At 56.4% G+C, this 25,737-nt stretch carries 24 protein-coding genes; 16 read left to right on the forward strand and 8 right to left on the reverse strand.

Going from position 1 to position 25,737, the window contains the following annotated elements:
* Positions 1 to 60: 60 nt before the first annotated feature.
* The 5 genes from AC4EYZ_RS18550 to apaG all read left to right on the forward strand — a co-directional run bounded on the left by AC4EYZ_RS18550 (position 61) and on the right by apaG (position 5,949).
* Positions 61 to 2,511, forward strand: coding sequence for an LPS-assembly protein LptD (locus tag AC4EYZ_RS18550; protein ID WP_278371487.1), 2,451 nt, complete (start codon positions 61 to 63; stop codon positions 2,509 to 2,511).
* A 39-nt stretch (positions 2,512 to 2,550) separates the two neighbouring features.
* Positions 2,551 to 3,576, forward strand: coding sequence for a peptidylprolyl isomerase (locus tag AC4EYZ_RS18555; RefSeq protein WP_027958025.1), 1,026 nt, complete (start codon positions 2,551 to 2,553; stop codon positions 3,574 to 3,576).
* An 11-nt stretch (positions 3,577 to 3,587) separates the two neighbouring features.
* On the forward strand, positions 3,588 to 4,652 hold the full coding sequence (pdxA, locus tag AC4EYZ_RS18560) for a 4-hydroxythreonine-4-phosphate dehydrogenase PdxA (protein ID WP_278371486.1): 1,065 nt from the start codon (positions 3,588 to 3,590) through the stop codon (positions 4,650 to 4,652).
* A 95-nt stretch (positions 4,653 to 4,747) separates the two neighbouring features.
* Positions 4,748 to 5,575, forward strand: coding sequence for a 16S rRNA (adenine(1518)-N(6)/adenine(1519)-N(6))-dimethyltransferase RsmA (rsmA, locus tag AC4EYZ_RS18565; protein WP_027958023.1), 828 nt, complete (start codon positions 4,748 to 4,750; stop codon positions 5,573 to 5,575).
* The gene (gene apaG, locus AC4EYZ_RS18570) at positions 5,572 to 5,949 is read left to right on the forward strand and encodes a Co2+/Mg2+ efflux protein ApaG (protein ID WP_022522372.1); all 378 of its coding nucleotides are present in this window, start codon (positions 5,572 to 5,574) and stop codon (positions 5,947 to 5,949) included. Before rsmA ends, apaG begins: the two co-directional genes overlap by 4 nt.
* Here the strand turns inward: apaG and AC4EYZ_RS18575 are convergent.
* Positions 5,946 to 7,394: an FAD-dependent oxidoreductase gene (locus AC4EYZ_RS18575; protein WP_027958022.1), complete on the reverse strand. Its 1,449-nt coding sequence runs from the start codon at positions 7,392 to 7,394 to the stop codon at positions 5,946 to 5,948. The two genes, apaG and AC4EYZ_RS18575, sit on opposite strands and share 4 nt — an antisense overlap.
* The gene (locus AC4EYZ_RS18580) at positions 7,394 to 7,573 is read right to left on the reverse strand and encodes a hypothetical protein (RefSeq protein WP_081742558.1); all 180 of its coding nucleotides are present in this window, start codon (positions 7,571 to 7,573) and stop codon (positions 7,394 to 7,396) included. Before AC4EYZ_RS18580 ends, AC4EYZ_RS18575 begins: the two co-directional genes overlap by 1 nt.
* A gap of 219 nt (positions 7,574 to 7,792) precedes the next feature.
* On the opposite strand from AC4EYZ_RS18580, the gene AC4EYZ_RS18585 reads away from it, so the two are divergent.
* Together AC4EYZ_RS18585 and AC4EYZ_RS18590 are read left to right on the forward strand one after the other, a co-directional pair.
* Entirely contained in the window at positions 7,793 to 8,614 is an 822-nt protein-coding gene (locus AC4EYZ_RS18585; RefSeq protein ID WP_159177238.1) for a symmetrical bis(5'-nucleosyl)-tetraphosphatase, read from the forward strand.
* Positions 8,611 to 9,768, forward strand: a complete 1,158-nt coding sequence (locus AC4EYZ_RS18590) for a tRNA nucleotidyltransferase/poly(A) polymerase-related protein (protein ID WP_052475663.1) — start codon at positions 8,611 to 8,613, stop codon at positions 9,766 to 9,768. The genes AC4EYZ_RS18585 and AC4EYZ_RS18590 overlap by 4 nt, the downstream gene beginning before the upstream one ends.
* Position 9,769: 1 nt before the next feature.
* On the opposite strand, the gene folK is transcribed toward AC4EYZ_RS18590, so the two are convergent.
* On the reverse strand, positions 9,770 to 10,318 hold the full coding sequence (gene folK / locus AC4EYZ_RS18595; protein ID WP_009287322.1) for a 2-amino-4-hydroxy-6-hydroxymethyldihydropteridine diphosphokinase: 549 nt from the start codon (positions 10,316 to 10,318) through the stop codon (positions 9,770 to 9,772).
* Positions 10,315 to 10,695, reverse strand: coding sequence for a dihydroneopterin aldolase (folB, locus tag AC4EYZ_RS18600; RefSeq protein WP_041158827.1), 381 nt, complete (start codon positions 10,693 to 10,695; stop codon positions 10,315 to 10,317). The genes folK and folB overlap by 4 nt, the downstream gene beginning before the upstream one ends.
* Before the next feature lie 90 nt (positions 10,696 to 10,785).
* Between folB and plsY the strand changes: the two genes are divergently transcribed.
* A complete protein-coding gene (gene plsY, locus AC4EYZ_RS18605; RefSeq protein ID WP_022522379.1) occupies positions 10,786 to 11,358 on the forward strand; it encodes a glycerol-3-phosphate 1-O-acyltransferase PlsY in 573 nt (190 codons plus the stop codon).
* On the opposite strand, the gene tsaD is transcribed toward plsY, so the two are convergent.
* On the reverse strand, positions 11,355 to 12,404 hold the full coding sequence (gene tsaD / locus AC4EYZ_RS18610; protein ID WP_022522380.1) for a tRNA (adenosine(37)-N6)-threonylcarbamoyltransferase complex transferase subunit TsaD: 1,050 nt from the start codon (positions 12,402 to 12,404) through the stop codon (positions 11,355 to 11,357). The two genes, plsY and tsaD, sit on opposite strands and share 4 nt — an antisense overlap.
* A gap of 223 nt (positions 12,405 to 12,627) precedes the next feature.
* On the opposite strand from tsaD, the gene rpsU reads away from it, so the two are divergent.
* The 3 genes from rpsU to rpoD all read left to right on the forward strand — a co-directional run bounded on the left by rpsU (position 12,628) and on the right by rpoD (position 17,077).
* On the forward strand, positions 12,628 to 12,843 hold the full coding sequence (rpsU, locus tag AC4EYZ_RS18615) for a 30S ribosomal protein S21 (protein WP_008956349.1): 216 nt from the start codon (positions 12,628 to 12,630) through the stop codon (positions 12,841 to 12,843).
* A gap of 285 nt (positions 12,844 to 13,128) precedes the next feature.
* A complete protein-coding gene (gene dnaG / locus AC4EYZ_RS18620) occupies positions 13,129 to 15,000 on the forward strand; it encodes a DNA primase (RefSeq protein WP_027958017.1) in 1,872 nt (623 codons plus the stop codon).
* Between the two features lie 226 nt (positions 15,001 to 15,226).
* Positions 15,227 to 17,077 (forward strand): RNA polymerase sigma factor RpoD, encoded by a 1,851-nt coding sequence (gene rpoD, locus AC4EYZ_RS18625; protein ID WP_027958016.1) that lies wholly within the window; start codon positions 15,227 to 15,229, stop codon positions 17,075 to 17,077.
* Between the two features lie 112 nt (positions 17,078 to 17,189).
* Here the strand turns inward: rpoD and AC4EYZ_RS18630 are convergent, their stop codons facing one another.
* Complete coding sequence (locus AC4EYZ_RS18630) at positions 17,190 to 17,837, reverse strand: hypothetical protein (RefSeq protein WP_474192203.1); 648 nt, start codon at positions 17,835 to 17,837, stop codon at positions 17,190 to 17,192.
* 209 nt (positions 17,838 to 18,046) lie between these two features.
* Here AC4EYZ_RS18630 and AC4EYZ_RS18635 point away from each other — a divergent pair, with 209 nt between their 5' ends.
* Positions 18,047 to 19,414 (forward strand): L-serine ammonia-lyase, encoded by a 1,368-nt coding sequence (locus AC4EYZ_RS18635; RefSeq protein ID WP_159177236.1) that lies wholly within the window; start codon positions 18,047 to 18,049, stop codon positions 19,412 to 19,414.
* Between the two features lie 11 nt (positions 19,415 to 19,425).
* On the opposite strand, the gene AC4EYZ_RS18640 is transcribed toward AC4EYZ_RS18635, so the two are convergent.
* Positions 19,426 to 20,322 (reverse strand): LysR family transcriptional regulator, encoded by an 897-nt coding sequence (locus tag AC4EYZ_RS18640; RefSeq protein ID WP_041158816.1) that lies wholly within the window; start codon positions 20,320 to 20,322, stop codon positions 19,426 to 19,428.
* A 130-nt stretch (positions 20,323 to 20,452) separates the two neighbouring features.
* Here AC4EYZ_RS18640 and AC4EYZ_RS18645 point away from each other — a divergent pair, with 130 nt between their 5' ends.
* From AC4EYZ_RS18645 to mtgA, 4 genes are all read left to right on the forward strand, one after another.
* Positions 20,453 to 21,436: an MBL fold metallo-hydrolase gene (locus tag AC4EYZ_RS18645; protein ID WP_342584388.1), complete on the forward strand. Its 984-nt coding sequence runs from the start codon at positions 20,453 to 20,455 to the stop codon at positions 21,434 to 21,436.
* Positions 21,437 to 21,481: 45 nt separating this feature from the next.
* Positions 21,482 to 22,591, forward strand: a complete 1,110-nt coding sequence (locus AC4EYZ_RS18650) for an S-(hydroxymethyl)glutathione dehydrogenase/class III alcohol dehydrogenase (protein ID WP_027958011.1) — start codon at positions 21,482 to 21,484, stop codon at positions 22,589 to 22,591.
* Positions 22,592 to 22,687: 96 nt separating this feature from the next.
* Complete coding sequence (gene fghA / locus AC4EYZ_RS18655; protein WP_027958010.1) at positions 22,688 to 23,542, forward strand: S-formylglutathione hydrolase; 855 nt, start codon at positions 22,688 to 22,690, stop codon at positions 23,540 to 23,542.
* Positions 23,543 to 23,552: 10 nt separating this feature from the next.
* Positions 23,553 to 24,269, forward strand: a complete 717-nt coding sequence (gene mtgA / locus AC4EYZ_RS18660; RefSeq protein WP_009288686.1) for a monofunctional biosynthetic peptidoglycan transglycosylase — start codon at positions 23,553 to 23,555, stop codon at positions 24,267 to 24,269.
* Positions 24,270 to 24,664: 395 nt separating this feature from the next.
* Here the strand turns inward: mtgA and AC4EYZ_RS18665 are convergent, their stop codons facing one another.
* A complete protein-coding gene (locus tag AC4EYZ_RS18665; RefSeq protein WP_400672329.1) occupies positions 24,665 to 25,603 on the reverse strand; it encodes a DMT family transporter in 939 nt (312 codons plus the stop codon).
* Between the last annotated feature and the right edge of the window lie 134 nt (positions 25,604 to 25,737).

Consider the following 25,737-nt stretch of genomic DNA (forward strand, 5'->3'; position numbering starts at 1 on the left):
TGCTGGTCGGGCATCATGCGGGCTGTATAATACCGATTCTGGATGCCAAGGATAACGAACATGGGCAAGCGATTTTCGCGCACGTTGCCGGTTGCGCATACGCTGATGGGCAGTTTGCTTGCTGGCGCCTCGTTTACAGCGGTGGCTCAGGGTCAAACCATGTCCGCTGAAGCGTTGGATTGGCAACCCTGGGGGGAAGAGGAAGCGGCTAACCAACTGTGCCGGGGCCGCTATGTAATGCCCAGCTACCGCTTGCCAGCGGAAGATAACCCGGAAACCGTCTCGTTGGAGGCCCGGGAAGTCGATTACGCTGCCGATGGCGAAGCATTGCTACGCGGCGATGTGGTACTGCGCCGCGGCAATGAAGAAGTGGAAGCGGAGCGTATCTTTTTACCCGCTGACCGTCAGCAGGTCGACGCAGAAGGTAATATCGCCATCCGCGATGGGCGCGCTTTGGTGCGTGGCGAACAGGCGATGCTCCGGCTAAACGAAGATCGGGCCACCCTGGGTGACAGCCACTATGTGCTCTACGAGCAGCATCTGCGCGGTCAGGCTAGTCAGCTAGAGCAGACCGGGGAGGGCGAGTACCGCCTGCAAGACGCAAGCTTCACCACCTGTGACCCAGGCGCCAATAGCTGGCAACTGGTCAGCAGCGATATTCGCTTGAACCAAGCCGAAGGCTTTGGCACAGCGCGTCATGCGCGCCTGGAAGTGAAAGATGTGCCGGTATTTTACTGGCCATGGCTGCGCTTTCCCATCGACGATCGCCGCCATACAGGCTTGCTGTCTCCGTCGATTGGCTTTTCAACGGACGGTTTTGACTACGCCCAGCCGTTTTATTGGAATATTGCCGCAAACCACGATGCGACGATCACGCCGCGCTGGATGAGTGACCGCGGGCTGTTGATGAACGGTGAGTACCGCTACCTGTTTGAGGAGAGCTCGGGCATCGTTGAAGGCGGCTATTTAAACAGTGATAACGGTGGCTCTGGCGGCGGAGAAAATCGCTTTGAGGGTGATGATCGCTGGTATGTGGATGCCCGCCATGCGGGGCGGGTAAATGAGCGCAGTAATTATCGGCTGCGCTACGGGGCCGCCAGTGACGGGCGCTATTTCGATGACTTCGGCGGTGAGTTTGGCGAGAGCGAGCGCGCCAGTATGGAGCGTTTGGCCCAGGTCGATTACCGCGGCCAGCGTTGGCAGTTGGATGCCCGCGCCCAGGGTTTCCAGCGCTTGGAAGACCCGCTTAGCGATAGCGATAAACCCTTTTATCAACTGCCGAGTCTGAGCGCTAATGCTAACTGGCAGTTCGACAACGGGCTGTATACCCAGTGGCGATCAAACGCGACCTATTTTTGGCGCGACGTGGATGAGCGTCGCGTGCCGGAGCGCGAAGCGGCCACCGGTAGCCGTTTGCACCTAATGCCTGCGGTTGGCTGGCGTTTCGAGCGCCCTTGGGGCTATCTGGAGCCGCGTACCGAGCTGTGGAACACTGCTTACGAGCTGGATTACGGCGAGCGCGACACACAGCGTAGCGACTCACCCAGCCGCAGTGTTGCGCTGACCTCCATCGACAGTGGGCTCGTCTTTGAGCGTGAACTCGCCCTGGGGGGGCGGGACTACCGCCAAACCCTGGAGCCACGTCTTAACTACGCTTATGTGCCGCGCACCGATCAGAGCGAACTGCCTGACTTTGACAGTCGCGAACGCGCTTTCTCCTGGGATCAGCTTTGGTCAGCCCAGCGCTTTTCCGGCACTGACCGCGTTGGCGATCTCAACCGGCTTTCTTACGGCGTGCAGTCACGCTTATTGGAAGATGCCTCCGGTCGTGACCGGCTCTCGTTCGGGGTAGGTCAGAGCGTTTACTTTGATGACCGCCGTATCGATAGCGAGGGCGACGCCGATACGCTGCCGGATCGGCCGGAAGACAACCCAAGCGTCAATCCGGAAAGCCGCTATCAGGCTACGCGGGATCGTTCGCCTTTGGTCACCCGCCTTGACTGGCAGATTAATGATCGCTGGAGCAGCGGAGCAGAATGGCTCTACGATGACCACCGGGAACGCACCGAACGATCAAGTGTTGATGTTAGTTACCGGCATCCCGAAGGGCACGTAGTGAACCTTGGCTACCGTTGGGAGATCGAAGGGTTCGATCCAGGCGTATTGCCGGGCGATAACGGCTTTCGCGACTATGACCGCGAAGAGTGGGATCTCTCATTTGCCTGGAAAGCCAGCACCAACATTGATTTGATTGGCCGCTACCTGCACGATCAAACCAATGAACGCTCACTGGAGCAATTGGCAGGCGTGCAGTGGAACAACTGCTGTTACGGTCTGCAGTTGGTGTGGCGCGAATGGGTAGATGACAATGACACCGCACCCATTAATGATGACTTTAATGATCGCGGGCTATTTTTACGCTTCGTATTCCGTGGCTTAGGCGGCGTTGGCCAGGATGCGGATAGCTATTTTGAACAGACCATTCCTGGCTATCGTCCGACTGCCCTGTAAATGACTTCCATAGAATGGCTAATGAAAGAGACGTTTGTTATGAAAATGAGAAAGCCCCTGCTAGGCCGTATGAAACAGCTATCCGCTGGTAGCCTGCTCGCTTTGTGTGTAGGCGCAGGCCTTGCATTGGCCCCGCTAGCCCTTCAGGCGCAGAACTTCCAGTCCACCCAGCGCCAAGTGCTGGACAGCGTCGTGGCCGTGGTCAATAACGATGTGATTATGCGCAGCGAATTAGATGATCGCATGACGCAAATCGAGCAGCAGGCGCAGGCCCAGGGTGGTAATCTCCCTCCGCGCTCCCAGTTGGAGCGCCAGGTGCTTGAGCGCATGGTGATGGAAGAGATTCAACTGCAGATGGCGAAAGATGCCAACTTGAGCGTCGATGATACCGAGCTCAATGGGCAGGTGCGCTCGATTGCCGAATCCAATGGCATGACGCTTGATCAGTTTGCCGATGCCGTGGAAGCTGATGGTATGACGCTGGCCAGCGTGCGCGAAGATATTCGCCGCGAAATGCTGATGCGTCAGGTGCAGCAGCGCCAAATTAGCAACCGCGTATCGGTCAGCGATCGCGACGTTGAGCGCTTTCTAAACCAGCAGCCCGGCCAGTCCGGCGAGCAGAACTTTATTGAAGAGACCCGTGCCCGCCACGTGCTGATTGCACTGACCCCTAATCGCGATGAAAACCAGGCCCGCGCGCGAGCGGAAGAGGTACGTCAGCGCCTTTCACAAGGCGAGGATTTTGCTTCGGTGGCGCGTGAGATGAGCGACGACAGTGGCACTGCCCTCAACGGCGGCGAGCTGGGCTGGGTTCGCCCAGGGCAAACCGTACCCGCCTTTGAAGAGGCGATGCGCGACCTGGATGTTAACCAGATATCTCAGCCGGTTCGCTCTCAGTTTGGCTACCACGTGATTGAGGTGGAAGAGCGCCGTCGTCAAAACGTTACCCAAGAGAGCCAGCGTGAGCAGGTGCGCCAGGCGATCTTCCAGCGTCGCGCGAACGAAGAGTTAGAGACATGGCAACAAGAGATTCGCTCCCAGGCCTTTGTTGATATTCGACTCTAATGGTAGTGGGAATGGTAGCGGGCACTTTATCTTCCGATAGCGAGCTGCCGGTAGTAGTGACCACCGGCGAGCCAGCGGGCATTGGCCCCGAGCTAATGCTGATGCTAGCGGCCCAGGGCATCCTCCCCGCGGGTACAGTAGCGATTGGCGACCCGGATATGCTGCGCCAGCGTGCAGCAGCGCTGGGATTAAGTGTCACGGTGATTGAATGTTCGCCTGGCGAGTACCCAAGTGGCACCCATGGTTTGCCGGTCTGGCCGGTTGCGCTGAACGAACCGGCCACGCCGGGCGTTCTCAATCCGGCCAACGCTGACTATGTGCTGGCTACCTTGGCGCTGGCGGTGGATGCCTGCCAAAAAGGTCAGGCGGCCGCTATGGTTACGGCGCCACTTCATAAAGGCGTCATCATCGAAGGTGGTCACCCAGCCTTTACCGGCCACACTGAGTGGTTGCGCGATGCCTGCGGCGTCGATGAGGTGGTAATGATGCTCGCCACCGATACGGCGCTGCATGCTGCGTCACCAAGCTGGCAGGGTGGCGGCGATCTGCGTGTGGCGCTGGTGACCACCCATTTGCCGCTGCGCAATGTTGCCGACGCCATCACCTTTGAGCGGGTAACCCGTATTAGCCGACTGCTTGCGGCTGATTTACAGCGCCAGTTTGGGATTGCCCAGCCACGTATTGCGGTATGTGGCTTGAATCCCCACGCCGGTGAAGATGGTCACCTGGGGCGCGAGGAGCTGGATGTTATTATTCCCGCCCTTGATGCACTGCGCGCTGAGGGAATGGATATACTTGGCCCCTTGCCCGCCGACACGCTGTTTACCCCCAGACATTTGGCTGGTGTCGATGCGGTGCTGGCTATGTACCACGACCAGGGTTTAGCGGTGTTAAAATACGCAGGCTTTGGTCAAGCCGCTAACATTACTCTGGGCTTGCCATTGGTACGCACTTCGGTCGACCATGGCACCGCGCTGGATCTGGCAGGCAGAGGCGTGGCAGATCCCGGCAGCCTAAACGTCGCTATCGCCCTTGCGCGCCGTCTAGCTGCAAGGCGGTTGTCTGCTGAGATATAACCTGCTCTGGCACCGATTCGTGCAAACGACCAGTTGCAACAGTGCTGGCTACTACATACTCCCGATTGAATCCGCACCCCAAGGAACACCGTTTGATGTCTACTGTGCCCCAACACCGCGCTCGTAAACGCTTTGGTCAGAATTTTTTACGCGACCTTGGCATTATCTCGCGGATCGTTCGCGCCGTTGGCCCGCGCTCGACGGATCGCCTCGTCGAAATTGGCCCAGGCCAGGGGGCGCTGACCGAGCCGTTGCTGGAAGCCGCGGGGCACTTGGAGGTGATCGAACTCGACCGTGATCTGATTCCCGGTTTGCGGGTACAGTTTTTCAACTATCCCGATTTTGTGATTCATGAAGGCGACGCACTGAAGTTCGATTTTGCTGCGCTGAAAGGCGATGGGCCCGCGCTACGCGTGGTAGGCAACCTACCCTACAACATCTCCACACCACTGATAATACATCTGCTGGCTGCAGGAAGTGCCATACAAGATATGCACTTTATGCTGCAAAAAGAGGTGGTTGAACGCTTAGCCGCAGAACCCGGCGGTGCTGATTGGGGGCGTCTGTCGGTTATGGCTCAGTACTACTGCCAGGTCGAACAGCTGTTTATCGTGCCACCGGAAGCCTTTGTGCCACGACCCAAAGTCGACTCCGCCATTGTGCGCTTAACCCCCCATGAAACGCTGCCCCATACGGCGGATGACCCAGCGATGCTGTTTGAGCTGGTGAAGCTCGCCTTTGGTCAGCGGCGCAAAACGCTGCGCAATAACTTCAAAGGGCGGGTGAGTGCCGACACCCTGGAAGATCTGGGCATTGACCCCATCCGCCGTCCGCAAACGTTGACCGTGGCGGAGTACGTGGCGATTGCCAACCGTGTCGCCGCCGATGAGCAGGCAAGCGGTGAGCGGGGCAGCCAAACGTGAGTGGCCTAGCAATCAAAGTGAGCGTCGTCCCTAGCTATCGCGCTGATGAGTCTAACGATGGAGAGTCGCGCTATGTGTTTAGCTACACCGTGACTGTCCACAATCAGAGCCCCCATAGCGTTCAGCTGATGGCGCGCTACTGGAAAATCACCCAGGGCAGCGGCGACTGCCAGGAAGTCCGCGGCAAAGGCGTCGTCGGCCAACAGCCGCTAATTGGCCCCGGCCAGAGTTTTCGTTACACCAGTCGCGCCATTCTGCAAACCCCGGTGGGGGTGATGGAGGGTGCCTATACGCTGTTGGATACCTCTACTCAGCGTGTTTTTGAGGTAGCCATTACTCCTTTTAGGTTAGCCGTACCGCTTCAGCTCCATTAGACAGTTTGGGTTAGCCTGCTCTCCAGGTGATCGCAAAGCCGCAGGGCCAGCTGTACTAGCGTTAACGTCGGGTTGGCGTGCCCGGCGCTGGCAAAAACGCTGGAACCCGCCACATAGAAGTTATCCTGGGCAAACAGTCGGCAGTCGGGGTTAACAATGCCTTCCTCGGCATTAAGACTCATACGCGTGCCGCCCATATGGTGACGGCCAGCCAACTCGCCCTCGGTAGGCAGTTGTACCGGCGTATCGGCCAGCCAGTCAGCCATTTGCAGCCTTCCCACCTCGTGGTCGCGCAGATACTCCCCTAATAGCAGCATGCTCTCGCGGATCGTATGGCGATCCAGCTCGGACTGCTGCCACACCAATCGGCTGCGGGGTACGTCCAGATCATCCAGCTCTTCGCTTAACTCTATGCGATTGTCAAAGCGCGGCTCTTGCTCCCAGGCGGCTCTGAGTACCGCGCCGTGTATCACCCGTCCCTGGGCCTGCCAGACACGCAGTCGTCCCGCCAGCGTGGGGGCCTGATCCGCGAGCTCGTCAATCAGTTCCTGGGTGGCTTCAGCGTTCATGCGGTGCAAGCGCAGCCCACAATTCAGTATTTGGCGTGAGCTGATGGATTGAGCGGTGGGGGAGAGGAACACGTTGTAATCCTCGTCCAGCCCCAGTGCCGCTGGCTCAAAAATTAGCGCCTGACCCACCGTGGCGTGGGGGTGCTCCATCCAGTAATGCCCTAGGGTGTCGGCTTGAGGTATAAGCTGGCCATTTAACTGTTGGTTGCACCACAGCAGCAAGCGCGAGTTTTCGATGCCGCCACAGGCCAGCACAAAGTAGCGCGCCTGAACCTTTCGGTAATCGCCTTGGTAGTTTTTGAAGATAGCGCCGGTGACTTTGCCATTCTGGCTTTCCAGCGCCACCAAGTTGGCCGTTAGGCAGCACTCCAACGTGTTCGATTCGCTTAGCGTGGTGGCATATTTCTCCTTCAGACGCGTCGGGTGGCCCAGTGAGAAATAGATGCGCTTGAGCCCAGAATCCGTGATCGGCTGATCAGCAGGCGTAGGCGCCAAGTCGAGCACGCTGGCCGCGGCGCGGTAGTAGGGCGATAACGCATCCCGGCCAATAGGCCAGGCCGTCTCACTGGCAGCACTTTTGGCGGTAAAGTCATAGCGATCGAGTGGTCGGCAGATGCCACCCCAGTGGTTGGTCGACCCGCCCAAATAGCGCAGGCGAGCGCCATAAAGGGGAATATAAGGGTCGCCGACGACTTCGCCCCGGTAGCACTCCTGGGAGCGTTCGCTGTAGTCCGCATCGCCACCTTCGCAGAGCAGTACGCGGTGGCCCCGCTCCGCCAGGGTAACGGCCATGGAAATGCCCGCCGCACCCGCGCCGATAATGCAGACATCCACTGCATGGCTGTGTTCGCTAATGTCCTCAAAAGCGATATACATCAGCGGTCACTGCTGCGCAGGAGCCAACCATTAACCGTCACCGCAGCGGGCGGTGGGTCAAGCTTGGGAGTGGTGGCTCGTGCGGCTGGAAGAAGCGTTGTGCCGGGGAGTATAAGCGCGCCAAGACCTGCCAGCGTTGCCGCTCGCAATAGCCCGCGTCGAGAGTAATCCATTGTCATAAGCGTACCGTTTTCCTTAACAGTTGTTGCGAGGTGGCTACTCGATTGAGTGGTTAAGCTAGCGAGAAGCTCAAGAGCGCCAAAGCGTACTTTTTATAGTGATCCAGGTTTGTACTTTTCACCAGTGCTAATCATCAACATAAGCCACCAGCGACAGGCATAGGATGTCGGTGAAGTGGTAGTATTTAGCCTACTCATTTTATTAAAAAGGCCTCGTGCATGAGCACCTATGCGATCGGCGATCTGCACGGCTGTCACGCCGAATTTGTAGCCCTTCTTGAAAAGCTTAGCTTCAACCCCGCGCGGGATACGCTATGGCTGGTGGGCGATTTGATTAATCGTGGGCCTGGTTCATTGGAGTGTCTGCGAGAAGTGCGCGCACTGGGTAGCTCGGCACGCAGCGTATTGGGCAACCACGATTTTCATTTGCTGGTCGTAGCGCGCGGGGGCGGCAAGCTGAAAAAAAACGATACCTTGAGCGATATTCTTGGCGCGCCTGATCGCGAAGCGCTGCTGGATTGGCTGCAGAGCCAACCGCTTAGCGTGTTTGAAAACAGTACGTTAATGACCCACGCGGGGCTGCTTCCCCAATGGAGCGTAGCCCAGACCGAATCTTTAGGGCGCGAAGTGCAGATGGCGCTAGGCAGTGAGGCATCCGGTGAGTTTTTAACCCAACTGTTTGGTAACCAGCCGGATAGCTGGCACGATGATTTAGACGGCATGGATCGGCTGCGCCTGACTGTCAATGTGCTGACTCGGATGCGCTTTATTGATGCCCAGGGCCGTTTGGACTTTGCGGCCAAAGAGGGATTGGACAGTGCCCCAGAGGGCTTTCTGCCCTGGTTTCAATACCCGCGTGACGATGACACCCGCCTACTCTTCGGCCACTGGGCGGCGCTGGAGGGGAATACCCCCCAGGCGCGGGTACCCGTTGAGGCGTTGGATACGGGCTGCGTGTGGGGCGGACGTCTAACCGCGCTCAATCTGGACAGCGGCGAGCGAACCAGTGTAGCTAGCCTTCAGCAGGAAAAACGACAGTGAAAGAAACAAACAGTGATCCCCGCTTAGCAGGCTTGAACGTGTATCGGGTAGGCGGCGCCGTGCGCGATGAGTTACTCGGCTGGCCGGTATATGACAATGACTGGGTCGTGGTGGGCACTACGCCAGATGCCATGCGCAAGCGCGGATTTAAGCCCGTGGGGCGCGACTTTCCAGTTTTTCTGCATCCCGAAACCGCTGAGGAATACGCCCTGGCCCGCACCGAACGCAAGTCTGGCCACGGCTATGGCGGGTTTGAAGTGCATGCCAGCCCCGATGTCAGCCTGGAAGAGGATCTATTGCGGCGTGATTTAACCATTAATGCCATTGCCCAGAGTACTGAGGGCGAATTAACCGATCCGTTTAATGGTCAAGGCGATATCGAACGGCGCGTGTTGCGGCATATCTCCGCGGCGTTTAGCGAAGACCCGCTGCGAGTGCTGCGTACCGCACGTTTTCTGGCCCGCTATGCGTCACTGGGCTTCACCATTGCCCCTGAAACCCAGGCACTAATGCGTAAGGTGAGCCACAGCGGCGAACTTGAGCACCTGGCCGCCGAGCGGGTGTGGGTCGAAACGGAAAAAGCGCTGGGTGAGCCAAGCCCAGAGGTCTATTTCACCACCCTTGAACGTTGCGACGCGCTCAACGTCTGGTGGCCAGAATTGGCGGGCGAAGCGTTAGTGAAGGGCTTGGCAGCGATGGCTGAGGTACCTGATAGCGATATGTTCCCATTGGCTCATTGGCGCCATGCGCAGTTGGTATCGCCGCTAAGCGCTGAGCAGCGCGATGCCTTGTCGGAACGACTCAAACTGCCCAATGCCGTTGCCCAATTGGCTCGCCATACCGCGCTTACCTATTCTTTAATAAACCATTCGCTAAAAAACCATGCGCTGCCTTCCGACGCATTAGAGGGCCCCAGCGTGCTACGTTGGCTGGAACGTTTGGATGGTTGGCGTAAGCCTGAGCAGGTCGAGGGACAGCTGGCGTTAGTCAAAGTGTTGGCGCCTGAGCAGGTTGGCCCGCTCGAAAACGCCTGGCAGGCTGCTCGGGAGGTAAGCCCCCAGGCACTGATAGCTGAGGGATATCAAGGTGCAGCGCTGGGCGAGGCCTTGCGAGCGCGCCGCGGGCAGGCCGTGGAGGCGGCGCTAACCAAGTAATTTACCGGCGTGCCGCCGCCAGCAGGGGCTGTTCATCCGCTTGGGAGATCCAGCGGCCGCGCCAGCTGAAATCCACCGCCCAAAGGCGCTGGCTGCCTAGCTCGAAGGCGCTCCATAGCGCGGCATAGGACGTGCCGCAGCGGGGGTGGCACTGATTGGGGAGCAGCTCAGCAAGCGGCTGTAGCACGAACGCATTATGGGTAATTTCGCTACGCGGTAAGGCGATTTCGTCAACCGTGCCGCAAAGGCTGCCCACCGTGAGCAAGTCGATATCCAGAGCGCGGGGACTAAATTTGGCAAGACCAGGCAGGCGGCCATGCTCTATTTCCAGTTGCTTCCCCCATGCCTGAAGTTCGCCGGGTGTCCAAGCACTGTGAAACGCCACCACCAGGTTGTAGAAATTGCGGCTGTCGGCGAAACCGACCGGCTCGCTTTCAAACACACGGGAGATCTGCAGGGGGCCGAAGGTATCAGCAAGCGCATCCAGGCAGCAGCGAATATGCCGAGTAGGGTGAATATTGCTGCCTAAGCTGACGGTCACCAGGTTCATGCGCTGATCTCCTGGGTTGCCTCCGGCAGGTTGCCGCGGGTGATTTCCAGGCCGACGCTAACGGCGTTGGCAACCGCGCCCGGTTTACGTACCGTCAAGCGCAGCCAAGTGATAGGGAATTCCGTACGCAGGCACTCAGCGAGCCGTTCGGCAAAGGTCTCTACCAGGGCGAACTGATGGGCATCGGCAAACTGCTGAATGCGCTGGCAGATAGCAGCGTAATCCAGGGTAAGGCGCAGATCGTCAGTGGCTGCCGCCGAGCGAATGTCGGTCGCCAACACCAAGTCTAAGCTTAGCGACTGTTGAATCGAGCGCTCCCAGTCGTAGACACCAATCACGGTGTCGACGCTTAACGCTTCAATCAAAATGCGATCCATCCAGCTTCCCCCTACGGTAACAAGCGGGCGATTGTACGTTAGGATGGGGCTAAACGACAGTATATCGGGCCACAAAGCGAGCATGGCGCCATGGTATGGATAGTGGTGGGTTATTTAAGTGGCAGTTGGCTGGCAGCGCTGAGCGTTTGCCGCCTGGCGGGTGTGGGCGACCCCCGTCAACACGGTTCATTTAATCCCGGCTTTTCCAACGTACTGCGCCTATATGGCCCCCGCTTAGCGGCAGCCACCCTGCTGTTAGACGCCTTAAAAGCCATGCCTGCTGTTTTGGGTGCCAAGCTGATGGGCTATCCGGTCTGGCTGCAGGGGCTTGTGGGATTGGCAGTATTGCTAGGCCACAGCTTTCCACTGTGGCATGGCTTTCGTGGCGGTAAAGCGGTCGCCAGTGCCTTTGGTGTGTTGTTGGTATTAGTGCCTCAGGTGGCGTTACTGAGTGCATCGATATGGGCGCTGCTAGCGTGGCGATTAAAAACAGCTGCGCTGGCGTCGCTAGTGAGTGCTCTCGTGGCGCCGCTGGCCTGCGGCTGGCTGGCACCGGAGTACGTCATGGTGGTGGGTGGATTCAGCCTGCTGGTGCTGGCACGTCACGGGCTTAATATTCGCCGACTGCGACGCGGTGAGGAGCCACCGTTTCGTGGTTCTTAGGGTGAGACAGGCGGTATCAACTGATCGAGAGGCCAGCGGGGCGTCGCCTGCATCATGCCAGAAGTGTCGCACTCTCCCGCTGCCAGGCGTTGAGCACCCACATAGGCAATCATGGCGCCATTGTCGGTACAGAATCGCCCGCGCGGGTAGTAGGCGCGGGCTTGGCGTTTTTCGCACTCAGTCTGCAGTCGTTCGCGCAGGCGATGGTTGGCGCTGACTCCGCCCGCCACCACTAAGCGCTTCAAGCCGGTTTGATCCAGCGCTCGACGGCACTTAATCACCAGCGTATCGACAACGGCCTCTTCAAAGGCGCGGGCAACGTCGGCGCGGGCCTGGGCGTCGAATTCGTCGGCTGTTTCCAACTGGCGAATGGCCGTCATGGTGTGGGTTTTTAGGCCCGAAAAACTGAAGTCTAGCCCTGGCCGGTCGGTCATGGGGCGCGGGAAGCGAAAGCGCTTGGGGTCACCCTGTTCCGCCAGCTTGGCGACCTGAGGGCCGCCTGGGTAGGCCAGTCCGAGCATCTTGGCAGCTTTATCAAACGCTTCACCAGCCGCGTCATCCACCGATTCGCCGAGCAGTTGATAGCGACCCAGCCCCTGAACTTCGACGAGCTGGGTATGGCCGCCGGAGACCAGCAGCGCCACGAAAGGGAATTCGGGTGGCTCGTCTTCCAGCATCGGTGCCAGTAAATGGCCTTCCATATGGTGTACGCCGAGCACGGGGATGTTCAAGGCCCGAGCCATGCCATGGGCGGTACTGGCACCCACCATTAATGCGCCGACTAAGCCGGGGCCTGCGGTGTAAGTGATGCCATCCAGGTCGCGGCGCGTTAGCTTGGCGTCGCCGAGCACTTGCTCGATCAGCGGCAGCAGTTTGCGGGTGTGATCGCGAGAGGCGAGTTCGGGCACTACGCCGCCAAATTCTGCATGCATGGCGATTTGGCTATACAGCGCATCGGCAAGCAGCCCCTGGCCGCCGGTTAACGAGGTGTCGTAAAGCGCGACACCCGTTTCGTCGCAGGATGTTTCAATGCCCAGAACTCGCATAAAAAGGGACTCTCAAAGGCTATTCAAAAGATGTAAAGGTGAAAACAGAAGTGCGCTAGTCTAGCATTATCGCCGTGGATCAGCGTAAGCATTTGCAAAGATGGTCAACGGCGACTAAACTACTGTGCGCTGTAAAACTGGGTCGTACACCGTGTTCTAAAATGTAATATCGCAGTGTACGTACTATCCGAACTCAAGACTCCTTAAGGTAGGTGAGTGCTTAATGCCTTCTGTAAAAGTACGTGATAACGAGCCGTTTGACGTCGCCCTGCGTCGCTTCAAGCGTTCTTGCGAAAAAGCCGGTGTTCTTTCTGAAGTACGCCGCCGCGAGCACTATGAGAAGCCGACTGCTGAGCGTAAACGCAAAGCGGCAGCTGCCGTAAAACGCCACGCTAAGAAAGTTCAGCGTGAGCAAAAGCGTTTCGAACGGCTCTATTGATCCGTACCCGAGGGGGCCGGAGCAGTTAGCTGGTCGTCTCAAGAGGGATGCCAAGCGGCCGCCACTAGGTGGCCGTTTGTTTTTGACTGTTGTTCTTCAAAGCTGTCGTTGCTAAAGGCCGTCGCTGTTTATGATGATCTGATCTGGCAATGGGTCTGATGACCTTAGGCAGTGTTTTAAAAAACTGGTTTTGAAAACTGGTTTTAAAAAACAGGGCTTTTAAAAAACAGGGCTTTTAAAAACAGTCTCGAAAGTTAGCGCTTTGCGCGAGGATGCCCGTAGTTCATGGCAGGCCAAATTCCACAGCGTTTCATTGATGATCTGTTAGGCCGCGTTGACGTGGTCGAGGTGGTTGGTGAGCGCGTGCAGCTTAAAAAGGCTGGTCGTAACTACTCTGGGCTGTGTCCCTTCCATCAAGAGAAAACCCCATCGTTTACCGTCAGTGCTGATAAGCAGTTTTATCACTGCTTTGGCTGCGGAGCTAATGGTAATGCACTACGCTTCTTGATGGAGTACGACAAACTACCGTTTCCTGAGGCGGTAGAGCAGTTGGCCGGTCGCCTGGGTATTGAAGTGCCGCGTGAAGGCGCTGATGACCCGCGTGCCCAGCAGCGTGAAAAGAAGCGCAAAGAGGGTGTTAACCTGCTCGAACTCGCCGCCAGTTTTTATCGCGAGCGATTAAAGATGCAGGAGGGCCAGCCTGCCCAACGCTATTTGTCGGGTCGTGGGCTCTCGGACGAGGTGATCAAGACCTACGGCATTGGCTATGCCCCGGCGGGTTGGGAGGCGCTAAAACAGCACCTCAGCGAGCGCGGTATTGGTGAGCCAGTGCAGGTGGAGTACGGCCTGCTGATTCACCGTGAGGATACCGGGCGTACCTACGACCGTTTTCGTGATCGGGTAATGTTCCCCATTCGCGATTTGCGCGGTCGTACGATTGCCTTTGGTGGTCGAGTGATGGGCGATGACCAGCCCAAATATCTCAACTCTCCGGAAACACCCGTATTCCATAAAGGTCGTGAGCTTTACGGCTTGTATGAGGCGCGCCAAGCCTCGAACAAGCTTGAGCAGTTGATCATGGTCGAAGGCTATATGGATGTGGTGGCACTGGCGCAATACGGTATTCATAATGCTGTGGCGACGCTGGGTACCGCCACCACGGAAGACCATTTGACCCGCCTGTTTCGACTGGTGAGTCGCGTAGTGTTCTGTTTCGACGGTGATCGTGCCGGGAGGCAGGCGGCTAGCCGGGCATTGGAAACCGCACTGCCGCAAATGATTGATGGCCGTGAAGCGCGCTTTCTGTTTCTGCCCGAAGGTGATGACCCGGACACCCTGGTGCGTCGTGAAGGCACCCAGGCATTTCAGGATCGCGTGACCTGTGCCATGCCTCTGTCGGAGTTTCTATTCGAACAGGCGGCCCAAGGGCGCGACTTGAATACCGTGGAAGGGCGCGAGCGGTTTGCCAGTCAGGTGCTCGAAGCATTGAACAAAGTGCCTGAAGGCATGCTCAAATCGCTACTGCTGGAGTCATTGGCAAAGCGTAGTGGGCTGGCGCAAGAGCAGTTGAAAGTGCTGCTCGAAAAGCGTTCCCAGGCGTCGCAGCGATCCGTCACCCAAGGTGATGTTTCGCAGGAGCCGGTAGAGCAGTTGGAGTCCGAATCGGCCTCATCCGCCATGAACAACGGCGCTGTTTTGGCAGCGCCAGCCCGCTCATCGCGCTCACGTTCTCAGGCGCTCTCCCCGGTTGGGCGTATCGTGCAGCTGTTATTGCATGAGCCCAACCTGGTGGCCACGCTCCCTGATCATTTGGAGTGGTTGCCGGAAGATGACGATGCGCCGCTATGCCGCGAGCTGATTGAGTTGCTCAATGCAGGGCGCTACCGCAGCCCACAAGTGGTGTTGGCGCATTTTCAAGGCAGCCAGCAGGGGCAGGCCTTGGCGGCTTTCGCCAAGCGCGAGCTGTTGATTCCCAAGGCAGATCGGGAAGCAGAGCTGAAGGGGTTGGTGGAACACTTGCAGTACGTTCAGCGCCAGCGTTCTCCTCAAGAGGAGTACACGGCGTTGCTGGCGCAGGAGCGCGCTGGGCAAAAGTTGGATAAGGAGCAGCGCCAGCGTTTGGCAAGCTTGGTAATGGAGCTTGCTCAGCGCCAATGAGGCGGTGTCTTGGGCGATGGGGGTTGAATTCCTAGCGTTTCAGCACCAGATATAGGGTCAGCCACCGAGCGTTGGCCTAACCGAACAAACTAACACACCTGAATTACCGCGCAAATACGTCGAGCTGGAAAATTTCCTGCTTTTTACGCTATACTGTACGGCTTGTTGAGTTTAATCGATTCAGCGCTCCAGGTGTTTCATTCTTCTTCGTCGAGATAGGGTTTCTATGGCTGGAAATGCGCAGCAGCAGTCGCGTCTGAAGGAGTTGATCGCTCGAGGCAAGGAACAGGGTTACCTGACCTATGCCGAGGTCAACGACCATCTACCTGAGGATATCGCCGACCCGGATCAAGTGGAAGACATCATTGGCATGATCAACGACATGGGTATAAGTGTCGCTGAAGAAGCGCCAGATGAAGACACTTTGATGATGTCGGATCAATCCACGGACGAGTCCGCTGCGGAAGAGGCCGTAGCGGCCCTTGCCGCCGTGGAAAGCGATGTAGGCCGCACCACTGACCCCGTACGCATGTATATGCGTGAAATGGGCACGGTTGAGCTTTTGACCCGTGAAGGCGAAATCGAAATCGCCAAACGGATCGAAGAGGGTACCCGTGAAGTGATGTCGTCTCTGGCCTATTTGCCGGGTGCCGTCGCGTCTATTTTGGACGCCTATGACGCTACCCAGGATGAAGAAGCGCCGGGGCGTCTTTCGGATCTGTTTTCTGGTTTCATCGATCCCGATGAGGGTATCCCCGGCGTTGCCGAAGCAGAGGTGCCGGAACCGGAGCCTGAAGCCGAGATTGACGACGACGTTGAGAGCGACGGCGACGATGAGGACGAGGATTCTACGGCCAGCGAGGGCGGCCCGGATCCTGAAGAAGCGCGTGCGCGTTTCGAGCAGATTCGCGAGCAGAACGCCTTGGTGGAAGAGGCGTTTGCCAAGCATGGCCGCGGCAGTGCTGAGTTAAAGGCCGAGCAAGCCCGCTTGGCGGTGCTTTTCTCGCCTATCAAGCTGGTGCCTAAGCACTTCGAGCGCTTGGTCGGTCAGGTGCGTATCAGTGTTGAGCAGGTGCGTGCCCAAGAGAAAGCGGTCATGCAGCTGTGCGTGAAAAAAGCCAAGGTGCCGCGTAAGACGTTTATAAAGTCGTTTCCTGGTAATGAGTCGAGCAAAACATGGCTGGATGAATTCCAGGCAGCGCAGAGCAAGTACGCAGACCGCCTTGAGCCATTGCGCGCCGATATTGCTCGTGCTCAGCGCAAGATCGCCTTCGAAGAGGATATGGTGCAGCTCTCGGTTGCCGACCTTAAAGAGGTGAATCGCAAGCTCTCGATTGGTGAGGCGAAAGCTCGCCGTGCCAAGAAAGAGATGGTTGAGGCTAACCTGCGCTTGGTGATTTCGATCGCCAAGAAGTATACCAACCGTGGTTTGCAGTTCTTGGATCTCATCCAGGAAGGCAACATCGGCTTGATGAAAGCGGTCGATAAGTTCGAATACCGCCGTGGTTATAAGTTCTCGACTTACGCCACCTGGTGGATTCGTCAGGCAATTACCCGCTCGATTGCCGACCAGGCACGCACCATCCGTATCCCGGTACATATGATTGAGACGATCAACAAGCTCAATCGCGTATCGCGCCAGATGTTGCAGGAAATGGGCCGTGAGCCAACGCCGGAAGAACTCGGCGAGCGTTTGGAAATGCCGGAAGATAAAGTACGCAAAGTGCTCAAAATCGCCAAAGAGCCGATCTCCATGGAGACGCCGATTGGTGACGATGATGATTCACACCTGGGTGACTTTATCGAAGACGGTACCATGCTGCTGCCCATTGATATGGCTACCGGTGAAGGTCTTATCGAAGCAACGCGCAACGTGTTAGGCGGCTTGACCGCCCGCGAAGCGAAGGTACTACGCATGCGTTTCGGTATCGATATGAACACCGATCATACGCTGGAAGAGGTGGGCAAACAGTTTGACGTAACCCGTGAGCGAATTCGTCAGATTGAAGCCAAAGCGCTGCGTAAGCTGCGTCACCCCAGCCGCTCTGAGCCGCTGCGTTCGTTCCTCGACGAGTGAATGTCGTAAGTGGTGAATAGAAAGTAGTCGCCGCTAAGACCAAAAAGCCCGCCGTTCTCTGAACGGCGGGCTTTTTTATGGGGACTATTGTTGAAGACGATGTGTGCCGCGCTTAATTGGGTATCTGCTGGGCTTTATAAATGCGGCGAGCCAGTAGTAGCAATTCCAGGGTGGCGATCAGAATTAGGCTATAACCGAGTAGTTCGACGACTTCTTCAGCAACACTCTTAAAGGTTCCTGAATAGCTGTCTTCAAGAACGGCTTGCCAGAACTCTTGTCGCCCATACAGGCGCGAGAATATATAAGTGGTCAGCACGCCTGCCGTAAACAAACCAAAGGCGAAGGTGTTGCTGTAATGAGTGAACTCCGCAAGAAAGCGTTGGCGCTGCTTCACCACCCAAAAAAGCGATGGGAGAATAATCAGTGCAACGAGTACCTTCCAGGTGTTCTCAGCCACATAGTTATCTAAAAAGTGATCCTGTTCGCGTACCAAGGAGGCGGCCACAAATGCCAGCAGTAGCAGTGTAACGGTGGGCCACACTTTAAGTACATGACGAATGTAAATCAGCATTGCACAGCAGGTGGCCAGCACCAGGGTCTGGGTAAACTCGGTAAAGCCCAGCTCAGAAAACCGAACTGAGGGTAAATAGAGCGCTTCTAAATAGGCACCTTGGGTAATCGCGCCGATAAACAGCACGTACAGCACCGCACGTACTAAGATGGTTCGAAATCCGATAGGCCAGGCAGGGGGGGAAGACATACCAACATCCTTTGTGGGTAAGCAGCGTAGCTACTACACAATTTTGCAATGACATGTGCATATAAAAACATGCAGGGTTGAATGTTCATTATATCGTCACAGTTATGTGTTGGCACGTCGATATTGCGGTTAATCACTCGACGTTTGGTCATCGGCGCTGCAAAGTGTCCCATAGGCAGGTAATAACAGTGTTGTGAGGCGTAATAGACATGGCTATTAGTGTGTTTGATCTTTTCCGAATTGGCATCGGGCCATCGAGTTCCCATACTGTGGGCCCGATGCGCGCGTCGCGAGATTTTGCCTTGGCGCTTGGCGATACCCGCGTTACCCGGCTGGTGGTAAGGCTTCATGGGTCACTTGCCGCCACCGGGGTGGGCCACGGTACCGATCAAGCCGTCATCATGGGGCTGATGGGCGAAGCACCAGAAAGTATCGATCCAGACACGATTACGTCGCGGTTAAAACAACTTGCCGAAGGCGAGCCGCTGTTGTTGGCCAATGGCCAACAGATCGCTTTTGACGCTCATAACGATGTCGAATGGGATGAGGCCTGTTTGCCGTTCCATCCCAATGCCATGGTGCTGAGCGCCTATTGTGATGACGCGCTAGTGGCGACCAATACGTTTTACTCCCTCGGCGGCGGTTTTTATGTCGATCAAGCGAAGGCAGATCAAGGCGAGGTCGGTGAAGATGCTACTGAACTGACTTACCCCTTCAATACGGCGGCCGAACTACTCGCACTATGCCGGCAGCATCAACTGCGTATTAGCCAGCTTATGTTAGAAAACGAGAAAGCCTGGCGTAGCGAATCGGCCATTCGTGAAGAGCTGCTGACCATCTGGCACGCCATGAGCGATAGCATTGAGAATGGCCTACGCGCTACAGGCCATTTGCCCGGTGGATTAAATGTGCGCCGCCGTGCGCAACTGCTCCACCAGCAGTTGCTTCATCCACCGGAAAATCAGCGTCTGATCGTGTCGAGTTTTACCGTAATGGATTGGGTTAACGTGTTTGCGTTGGCAGTAAATGAAGAGAACGCCGCCGGGCGGCGGATGGTCACTGCTCCGACCAACGGCGCAGCAGGCATCGTGCCCGCCGTATTAGCGTACTACTTGAAGTTTGAACCCGACGCTAGCGAAGCTGATGTGGTGGATTTTCTGCTTACCGCCGGGGCCGTAGGCATTTTATGCAAAAAGAACGCCTCCATTTCTGGTGCTGAAGTGGGCTGTCAGGGCGAAGTTGGCTCCGCTTGTGCTATGGCAGCCGCAGGGCTTGCCGAAGTGCTAGGCGGCTCACCTGGGCAGGTGGAAAATGCCGCTGAGATCGGCTTGGAACATAACCTTGGTTTGACCTGCGACCCGGTCGGCGGGCTTGTCCAAGTGCCCTGCATCGAGCGCAATGCGATCGCCTCCGTCAAAGCTATAAACGCTGCAAGAATGGCGCTGCACGGCGATGGAGAACACTTTATATCGCTGGATAAAGTGATCCGCACCATGCGCGATACTGGCCGTGACATGCAGGATAAGTATAAAGAGACATCCAAGGGCGGGCTCGCCGTCAATGCCATTGAGTGCTAGGTCATCAAGTGCTAGGCCAGCGGATTAGGAGGCAGTAAGCTGTCAATATTGGTGACTAGGTAGTCGACCAGCTGGCGGATTTTGGGCGACAGGTGACGGTGGCGAGGGTATACCGCCCAGACAGCGGTATCGTGGTGCTGAAAAGGCTCAAGCACGGCCACCAGCTCACCGCTGGCCAAGTAGGGCGCTACGTAATAGTCGGGCAGTTGTGCAAGGCCGAGCCCTTTAAGTGCAGCATCTAATAAAGCAGGGCCAGAATTACCGCTCCAGCGCCCTTCTACGCGCACCTCGCGTCGTTGACCGTTGACTTCAAACAGCCAGTTGGGCCGTGAGCCAATCAAGCAGCGGTGCTGGCTAAGCTCGCTCAACGTATGCGGGCGTGGCGCTTGGCGAAAGTAGCTGTGTGAGCCGACGATATACTCGCGGCGGTCGCATAACCGTCTGGCGATCAGGCTGGAATCCTTCAACACCCCCATCCGTATGGCAATATCGTAGCCCTCTTCAATTAGCTCCACCGGTCGGTTAGTGAAGTGCATGTGAACATCCAGCTGCGGATGCAAACACTGGAAGTCATTAACCAGCGGTGCGATAAAACGCTCGCCAAAGGTGGTGGCCGAGGTAAGTTTAAGCAGCCCATTGGGGGTAGCCTGAAGTTCGCTAAGCGCCTGCTCGGCATCGCGTAGCCCATCAAATAGATGGCGGCAGTGTTCCACGTAAATAGTGCCCGCATCGGTTAAGCGTATCTGGCGGGTGGTACGATAGAGCAACTGCACGCCCAGCTGGTTTTCGAGCTGGCTGACCAAACGGCTGATATGCGAGGTCGATACCTTCAGGTGGCGGGCCGCAGCAGAGAACGTGCCTAAACGCACCACCTCAACAAAGGCTTCGATACGGCTCCAGTGCTGCATGCTAACTCCCTGGGTTGATAGCGATTGTTGCTGTGTGGCAATAATTTTATGAGTGTATCCCGGTTTATCAAGAGCGCCTAGCTGGCCTACACTGCTAGCATCGCTAGCCTATGACTGGAGTCTTTTGCTTATGTCTATATCTTTATCTCAGTGGTCTCGCGGTGCGCTAGCAGTGGCCGTGAGCGCTGGCTGGGCAGTCAGTGCCCAGGCAGAGCTGCCCGCCCAGCAGCAGGAGCAGGCGCCAGGTTGGTTTCGCATGATGGTTGGGGAGTATGAGGTAACCGCGCTATACGATGGCCATACGGCTATTGATACCTCCTTGCTAAAAGGCATGGAGCAAGAAGAGATTCTCCGCCACTTGGATGCGCTATTTATCGATGCAGAGAGTGGCATGCAAACTGCGGTCAATGCCTTTCTTATTCACACTGGCGAGAACCTTGTGCTGGTCGATGCCGGCTCGGCTGCTTGCTTTGGCCCCTCATTAGGTCAGGTGGAGAGTAACCTACGCGCTTCTGGCTACTCGCCGGAGGATGTCGACACGGTGTTGATGACTCATCTGCATCCTGACCACGTGTGTGGTTTGGCCAATGAGGAGGGCGAAGCGGTTTATCCCAATGCTGAACTGCGTGCCAGCCAAGCGGATGCCGATTTTTGGCTGGATGAGGAGCGTGCGGCTGCGGCGCCTGAAGCCAATCAACCCTTCTTTACCATGGCTCAAGACGCGGTAGCGCCTTATCAGGAAGCTGATCGTTTCAACCCCTTCACGGCTGGTGATGAAGTTCTGATGGGCATTGTTGCCCAAGATACACATGGCCACACCGCCGGACACTCAAGCTTTATGCTCAATAGCGATGATGACGCCATGCTGGTATGGGGGGACGTAGTACACAGCTACGGCGTTCAATTTGCTGATCCCACTGTCGCTATCGAGTTTGACTCAGACCCCGAGCAAGCCATTCGCACTCGAGAAGAAGTGCTCGAAAGCGCGGTTGAAGATAAGCACTGGGTCGCCGGTGCCCACATGCCATTTCCCGGCATTGGTCATATCGTAAAAGATGAAGAAGGCTATCGCTGGCTGCCGATTGAATTTGGCCCAGTGGCTACTGACGAGTAACGCCTTAGTTTTTGTTTTTGAAGTAATGAACATTTAGGAGTCAAAATGAAGTCACGCGCAGCTGTTGCATTGGAAGCGGGTAAGCCGCTTGAACTGGTCGAGATTGATGTCGAAGGCCCGAAGGCGGGGGAAGTGCTGGTTAAAATGGCCGCGACAAGCGTTTGCCATACCGATGCTTACACGCTCTCCGGTGCTGATCCCGAAGGTAACTTCCCTGCCGTGTTGGGCCATGAAGGTGCTGGCGTTGTACAGGAAGTCGGCGAGGGCGTTACCAGCCTTAAGCCAGGCGACCATGTTATTCCGCTTTACACCGCTGAGTGTGGAAAGTGTAAATTCTGTTTGTCGGGCAAAACCAACCTGTGTGGCAGCGTGCGTGCTACCCAAGGTAAAGGGGTCATGCCTGACGGTACCTCGCGTTTTTCACTCGAGGGCAAAATGCTTCATCACTATATGGGCACCTCCACGTTCAGCGAGTACACCGTGTTGCCTGAAGTCTCCCTGGCGGTGGTTTCTAAAGAAGCACCCATGGATAAAATCTGCCTACTGGGCTGCGGCGTGACCACCGGCATCGGTGCGGTGCTCAATACCGCTAAAGTAGAGCCGGGCGCCACGGTGGCGGTGTTTGGTCTCGGGGCTATCGGTTTGGCCGTCATCCAAGGCGCGGTCATGGCCAAGGCGGGGCGTATTATTGCTATCGACGTCAATGCTGATAAATTTGAGCTGGCCAAGCAGTTTGGCGCCACTGATTTTGTGAACCCCAAAGAGTATTCAGATCCAATCCAGCAGGTCATTGTCGATTTGACCGATGGCGGCGTTGACTACTCCTTTGAGTGTATCGGCAACGTCAATGTGATGCGCTCAGCGCTGGAGTGCTGCCACAAAGGCTGGGGTGAATCGATCATCATTGGTGTCGCTGGAGCCGGTGAAGAGATCTCCACACGGCCATTCCAGTTGGTCACCGGGCGGGTCTGGAAAGGCTCCGCCTTTGGTGGCGTAAAAGGACGCAGCGAGCTGCCGGGCTACGTTGATCGTTATATGAACGGCGAAATCAATATCGACGATTTCATTACCCACGATATGCCATTCGAAAAGATCAACGAAGCGTTTGAATTACTGCATGCGGGTAAGAGCATTCGTACCGTGCTGCATTACTAGGCCTAGCATTATTAAGTAGTATAGAAAGCACGTTTGAAACGCTAAAACGCGGTAGGGTAGACCTGCCGCGTTTGCTGTATTTAAAGGAACCTGCCCATGAGCATGAGTGAAACTCTAGAACTGGTGTCTGCCAACCGTAGTTTCGGGGGCTGGCATAAGCGCTACCGCCACTATTCCCGTGCGCTGGACTGCGACATGATCTTCGCCGTTTACTTACCACCCCAGGCGGAAAACGAGCGCGTACCGCTGCTGTGGTGGCTCTCGGGGCTGACCTGTAATGACGAAAATTTCATGCAGAAAGCGGGCGCTCACCGTATTGCCGCTGAGCTGGGCGTGGCGATTGTTTGCCCTGATACCAGCCCACGGGGCACCGACTTGCCCGGCGAGCATGAAAGCTATGATTTAGGCTCTGGGGCTGGGTTTTACGTCAATGCTACCGAGTCACCCTGGAAGCCCCACTATCGCATGTATGACTATGTGATTGAGGAGCTGCCTTCCGTGGTGCGTCAGCACTTCCCGGTCAATGGGCGCGAATCTATTAGCGGACACTCGATGGGTGGGCACGGAGCATTGATCCTGGCGCTGCGTCATCCAGGTCGTTTCCGCTCTGTGTCGGCCTTCTCTCCAGTGGTCAACCCGATGAACTGCCCTTGGGGGCAGCAGGCGTTTAACGCCTACTTGGGGGACGATCAGTCCCGCTGGCGTCAGTACGATGCCTGTGAGCTGGTGGCCAACGGCGCATCACGCCAGCGCCTGTTTATCGACCAGGGCGAAGCGGATCAATTCCTGGAGGAGCAGCTTAAGCCAGAGCGTTTAGAAGCCGTTTGCGAAGAGCATGATCATCCGTTAACGCTGCGCCGCCAGCCGGGCTACGATCACAGTTACTTCTTCATTGCCTCGTTCATTGAGGATCATCTGCGCTATCATGCAGATCACCTCATGAAGCGTTAAGGATAACGGGATGCTCAATCGCTTGCTGCGCCGTTTTATGCGTCTGCTATGGCGGATTGTATGGCGCGGCGTTTTAGCGTTTGTACTGTTGTCGGTCGCGCTGGTCTTGCTGTTTCGAGTCGTTCCACCACCGGGGTCGATGGTGATGGTCGAGCGCAAAATTCAGAGCTGGATCCACAGCGATCCGATTCGTATACAGCGCGAGTGGCGAGGCTGGGACTCGCTCTCGGTGAACGCTAAGCTGGCAGTGATTGCCGCGGAGGATCAGCGCTTTCCACACCACGGCGGGTTTGATCTGGTCGAACTGCGCCGCGCATTGCAGGCTAGTCGGGACGGCGGACGACTGCGCGGTGCCAGTACCTTGAGCCAACAAACGGCTAAAAACGTTTTTCTGTGGACAGGTCGCAGCTGGACGCGGAAGGGGCTAGAAGCGTGGTTTACGCTACTGATCGAGATACTCTGGAGCAAGCAGCGTATTTTAGAGGTCTATCTCAATGTCGCCGAGTGGGATCGCGGTGTGTTTGGCCTAGAAGCCGCTGCTCAGCACTATTTTGGCGTCTCTTCAGCTTCGTTAACTGAGCGCCAGGCAAGTCTTCTCGCGGCTATCTTACCCAGCCCCCTGACGCGCAGCGCCGCACGCCCCGATGCCCAGGTTGAGCGGCGAAGTCAGTGGATTCGCCAGCAGATGCGTAACTTAGGTGGGGCTGATTATTTGCAACATCTATAGCTATTTTTATATAGCTATTTTTAGCCACGCTATTCGTATTTAGCGTCGTCAATTTCCGCGAGTGCTTCCAGATTGGGATAGGAGAAGTAATAGCCCTGCTACATGGGAAGACCCAAGGGCAGCAGGCCGCGTGATTCCTCACGGGTTTCAACACCTTCAGCAATTAGCTGAGTTCCCAAGGTTTTTGCTAGTGCCACCAGGCTATGCAGTATGGCTTGGTAGCACTTGTCGTTATCGCCCCCCAATTGATGATCGGTTGAAACACCATCGTGAATGCAAAAGGTACCGGAGAATTGCAACGGTTACAGTGTCCGTTCACCCTGGCACAGTGGTGTTGTGCTGACATGTTTAGCCAAGCCCTGGAATAAAATTATCGACCGATTATAAAAATCGGGTCATCGTCTACTCGCCTTAGGGCCGGGTTTCCGTATCACCATCACTACCCCAGTGATGGCCACCAACATACCCACAAGCCCTAACAAGGGAAGGCGTTCGTCAAAGAGCCACCACGCCTGAAGCGCCGTGACTGGCGGCACAAGATAAAAAAGACTCGCTACACGCGAGGCTTCCCCCTTTTTAATCAAGGCCATGAGTAACAGAATAGCTGCAATTGAGAGAATCAACACCAACCAGCCCAGGGTCAGCACAAAGGTGCTGCTCCATTCCACCTGGCGGGACTCAAAAAGCAGGGCTCCAACGCCCAGCAGAGCGCCCGCTGCTAAGTACTGAATCACCGCCCCTGAAAGCAGCGGCATGCTGGTGCAGTATCTTTTCTGATAGAGCGTACCCAGCGAAATCCCCATTAACGCGGCGGTGACACACAGCAGAGCACTAATCCCGAAGCCGTCAAACAGCGACTCACCCAGCTCAAGCTTACTGCCGAGGACTAAACTGATACCTATCAGGCCCAGCGCTAGCCCTGTCCATTGGCGCCAAGAGAGCTGCTCACCCAGCAGTGGGCCAGCGAAGGCGGCGGTCAGAAGCGGCTGCAGCCCCACCAGTAAGGCCGCTAAACCGGCGGGCATGCCTAGGTAAATGCCATAGAAGACGCCACCTAAGTAAGCACCATGAACTAGAAAGCCTGATATGGCGATATGTGTCCATAGCCTGGGTGATGAGGGCCAAGGTATCCGCATCACGACGACCAGCGGAGTCAGTAGCAGTAGCGTGAGTACAAAGCGAATAAACAGAAACGTAAAAGGTTCTGCGTAAGGCAGGCCGAACTTTGCACCAATAAAGCCAGTGCTCCAAAGCAGAACAAAAAGTGCGGGCATGGCGGCAAGCCCTGCTGAAGGTAAGTCGTTTTTACGTAACTTGCTGAATATGCTAGACATATTATTTCCGAGGTGGCGTGTTTAATTCGTCTTTTAGATACATTTAGTTCTTTTTGTTACTAGCTTTTACATAAAAGATTGAACCTGCTTGAGCATGGCGCGTCACAGAGGGCACATACACAACGCAATATTGA

The organism is Vreelandella sp. 162(4c) (assembly GCF_058152265.1).

Bases quoted from the DNA above. Each gene is read 5' to 3' on its own strand.
- AC4EYZ_RS18550 (WP_278371487.1), top strand. From the start codon at position 61: ATGGGCAAGCGATTTTCGCGCACGTTGCCGGTTGCGCATACGCTGATG.
- AC4EYZ_RS18555 (WP_027958025.1), top strand. From the start codon at position 2,551: ATGAAAATGAGAAAGCCCCTGCTAGGCCGTATGAAACAGCTATCCGCT.
- pdxA (WP_278371486.1), top strand. From the start codon at position 3,588: ATGGTAGCGGGCACTTTATCTTCCGATAGCGAGCTGCCGGTAGTAGTG.
- rsmA (WP_027958023.1), top strand. From the start codon at position 4,748: ATGTCTACTGTGCCCCAACACCGCGCTCGTAAACGCTTTGGTCAGAAT.
- AC4EYZ_RS18575 (WP_027958022.1), bottom strand. From the start codon at position 7,394: ATGTATATCGCTTTTGAGGACATTAGCGAACACAGCCATGCAGTGGAT.
- AC4EYZ_RS18580 (WP_081742558.1), bottom strand. From the start codon at position 7,573: ATGACAATGGATTACTCTCGACGCGGGCTATTGCGAGCGGCAACGCTG.
- AC4EYZ_RS18585 (WP_159177238.1), top strand. From the start codon at position 7,793: ATGAGCACCTATGCGATCGGCGATCTGCACGGCTGTCACGCCGAATTT.
- folK (WP_009287322.1), bottom strand. From the start codon at position 10,318: ATGAACCTGGTGACCGTCAGCTTAGGCAGCAATATTCACCCTACTCGG.
- folB (WP_041158827.1), bottom strand. From the start codon at position 10,695: ATGGATCGCATTTTGATTGAAGCGTTAAGCGTCGACACCGTGATTGGT.
- plsY (WP_022522379.1), top strand. From the start codon at position 10,786: ATGGTATGGATAGTGGTGGGTTATTTAAGTGGCAGTTGGCTGGCAGCG.
- tsaD (WP_022522380.1), bottom strand. From the start codon at position 12,404: ATGCGAGTTCTGGGCATTGAAACATCCTGCGACGAAACGGGTGTCGCG.
- rpsU (WP_008956349.1), top strand. From the start codon at position 12,628: ATGCCTTCTGTAAAAGTACGTGATAACGAGCCGTTTGACGTCGCCCTG.
- dnaG (WP_027958017.1), top strand. From the start codon at position 13,129: ATGGCAGGCCAAATTCCACAGCGTTTCATTGATGATCTGTTAGGCCGC.
- rpoD (WP_027958016.1), top strand. From the start codon at position 15,227: ATGGCTGGAAATGCGCAGCAGCAGTCGCGTCTGAAGGAGTTGATCGCT.
- AC4EYZ_RS18630 (WP_474192203.1), bottom strand. From the start codon at position 17,837: ATGTCTTCCCCCCCTGCCTGGCCTATCGGATTTCGAACCATCTTAGTA.
- AC4EYZ_RS18635 (WP_159177236.1), top strand. From the start codon at position 18,047: ATGGCTATTAGTGTGTTTGATCTTTTCCGAATTGGCATCGGGCCATCG.
- AC4EYZ_RS18640 (WP_041158816.1), bottom strand. From the start codon at position 20,322: ATGCAGCACTGGAGCCGTATCGAAGCCTTTGTTGAGGTGGTGCGTTTA.
- AC4EYZ_RS18645 (WP_342584388.1), top strand. From the start codon at position 20,453: ATGTCTATATCTTTATCTCAGTGGTCTCGCGGTGCGCTAGCAGTGGCC.
- AC4EYZ_RS18650 (WP_027958011.1), top strand. From the start codon at position 21,482: ATGAAGTCACGCGCAGCTGTTGCATTGGAAGCGGGTAAGCCGCTTGAA.
- fghA (WP_027958010.1), top strand. From the start codon at position 22,688: ATGAGCATGAGTGAAACTCTAGAACTGGTGTCTGCCAACCGTAGTTTC.
- mtgA (WP_009288686.1), top strand. From the start codon at position 23,553: ATGCTCAATCGCTTGCTGCGCCGTTTTATGCGTCTGCTATGGCGGATT.
- AC4EYZ_RS18665 (WP_400672329.1), bottom strand. From the start codon at position 25,603: ATGTCTAGCATATTCAGCAAGTTACGTAAAAACGACTTACCTTCAGCA.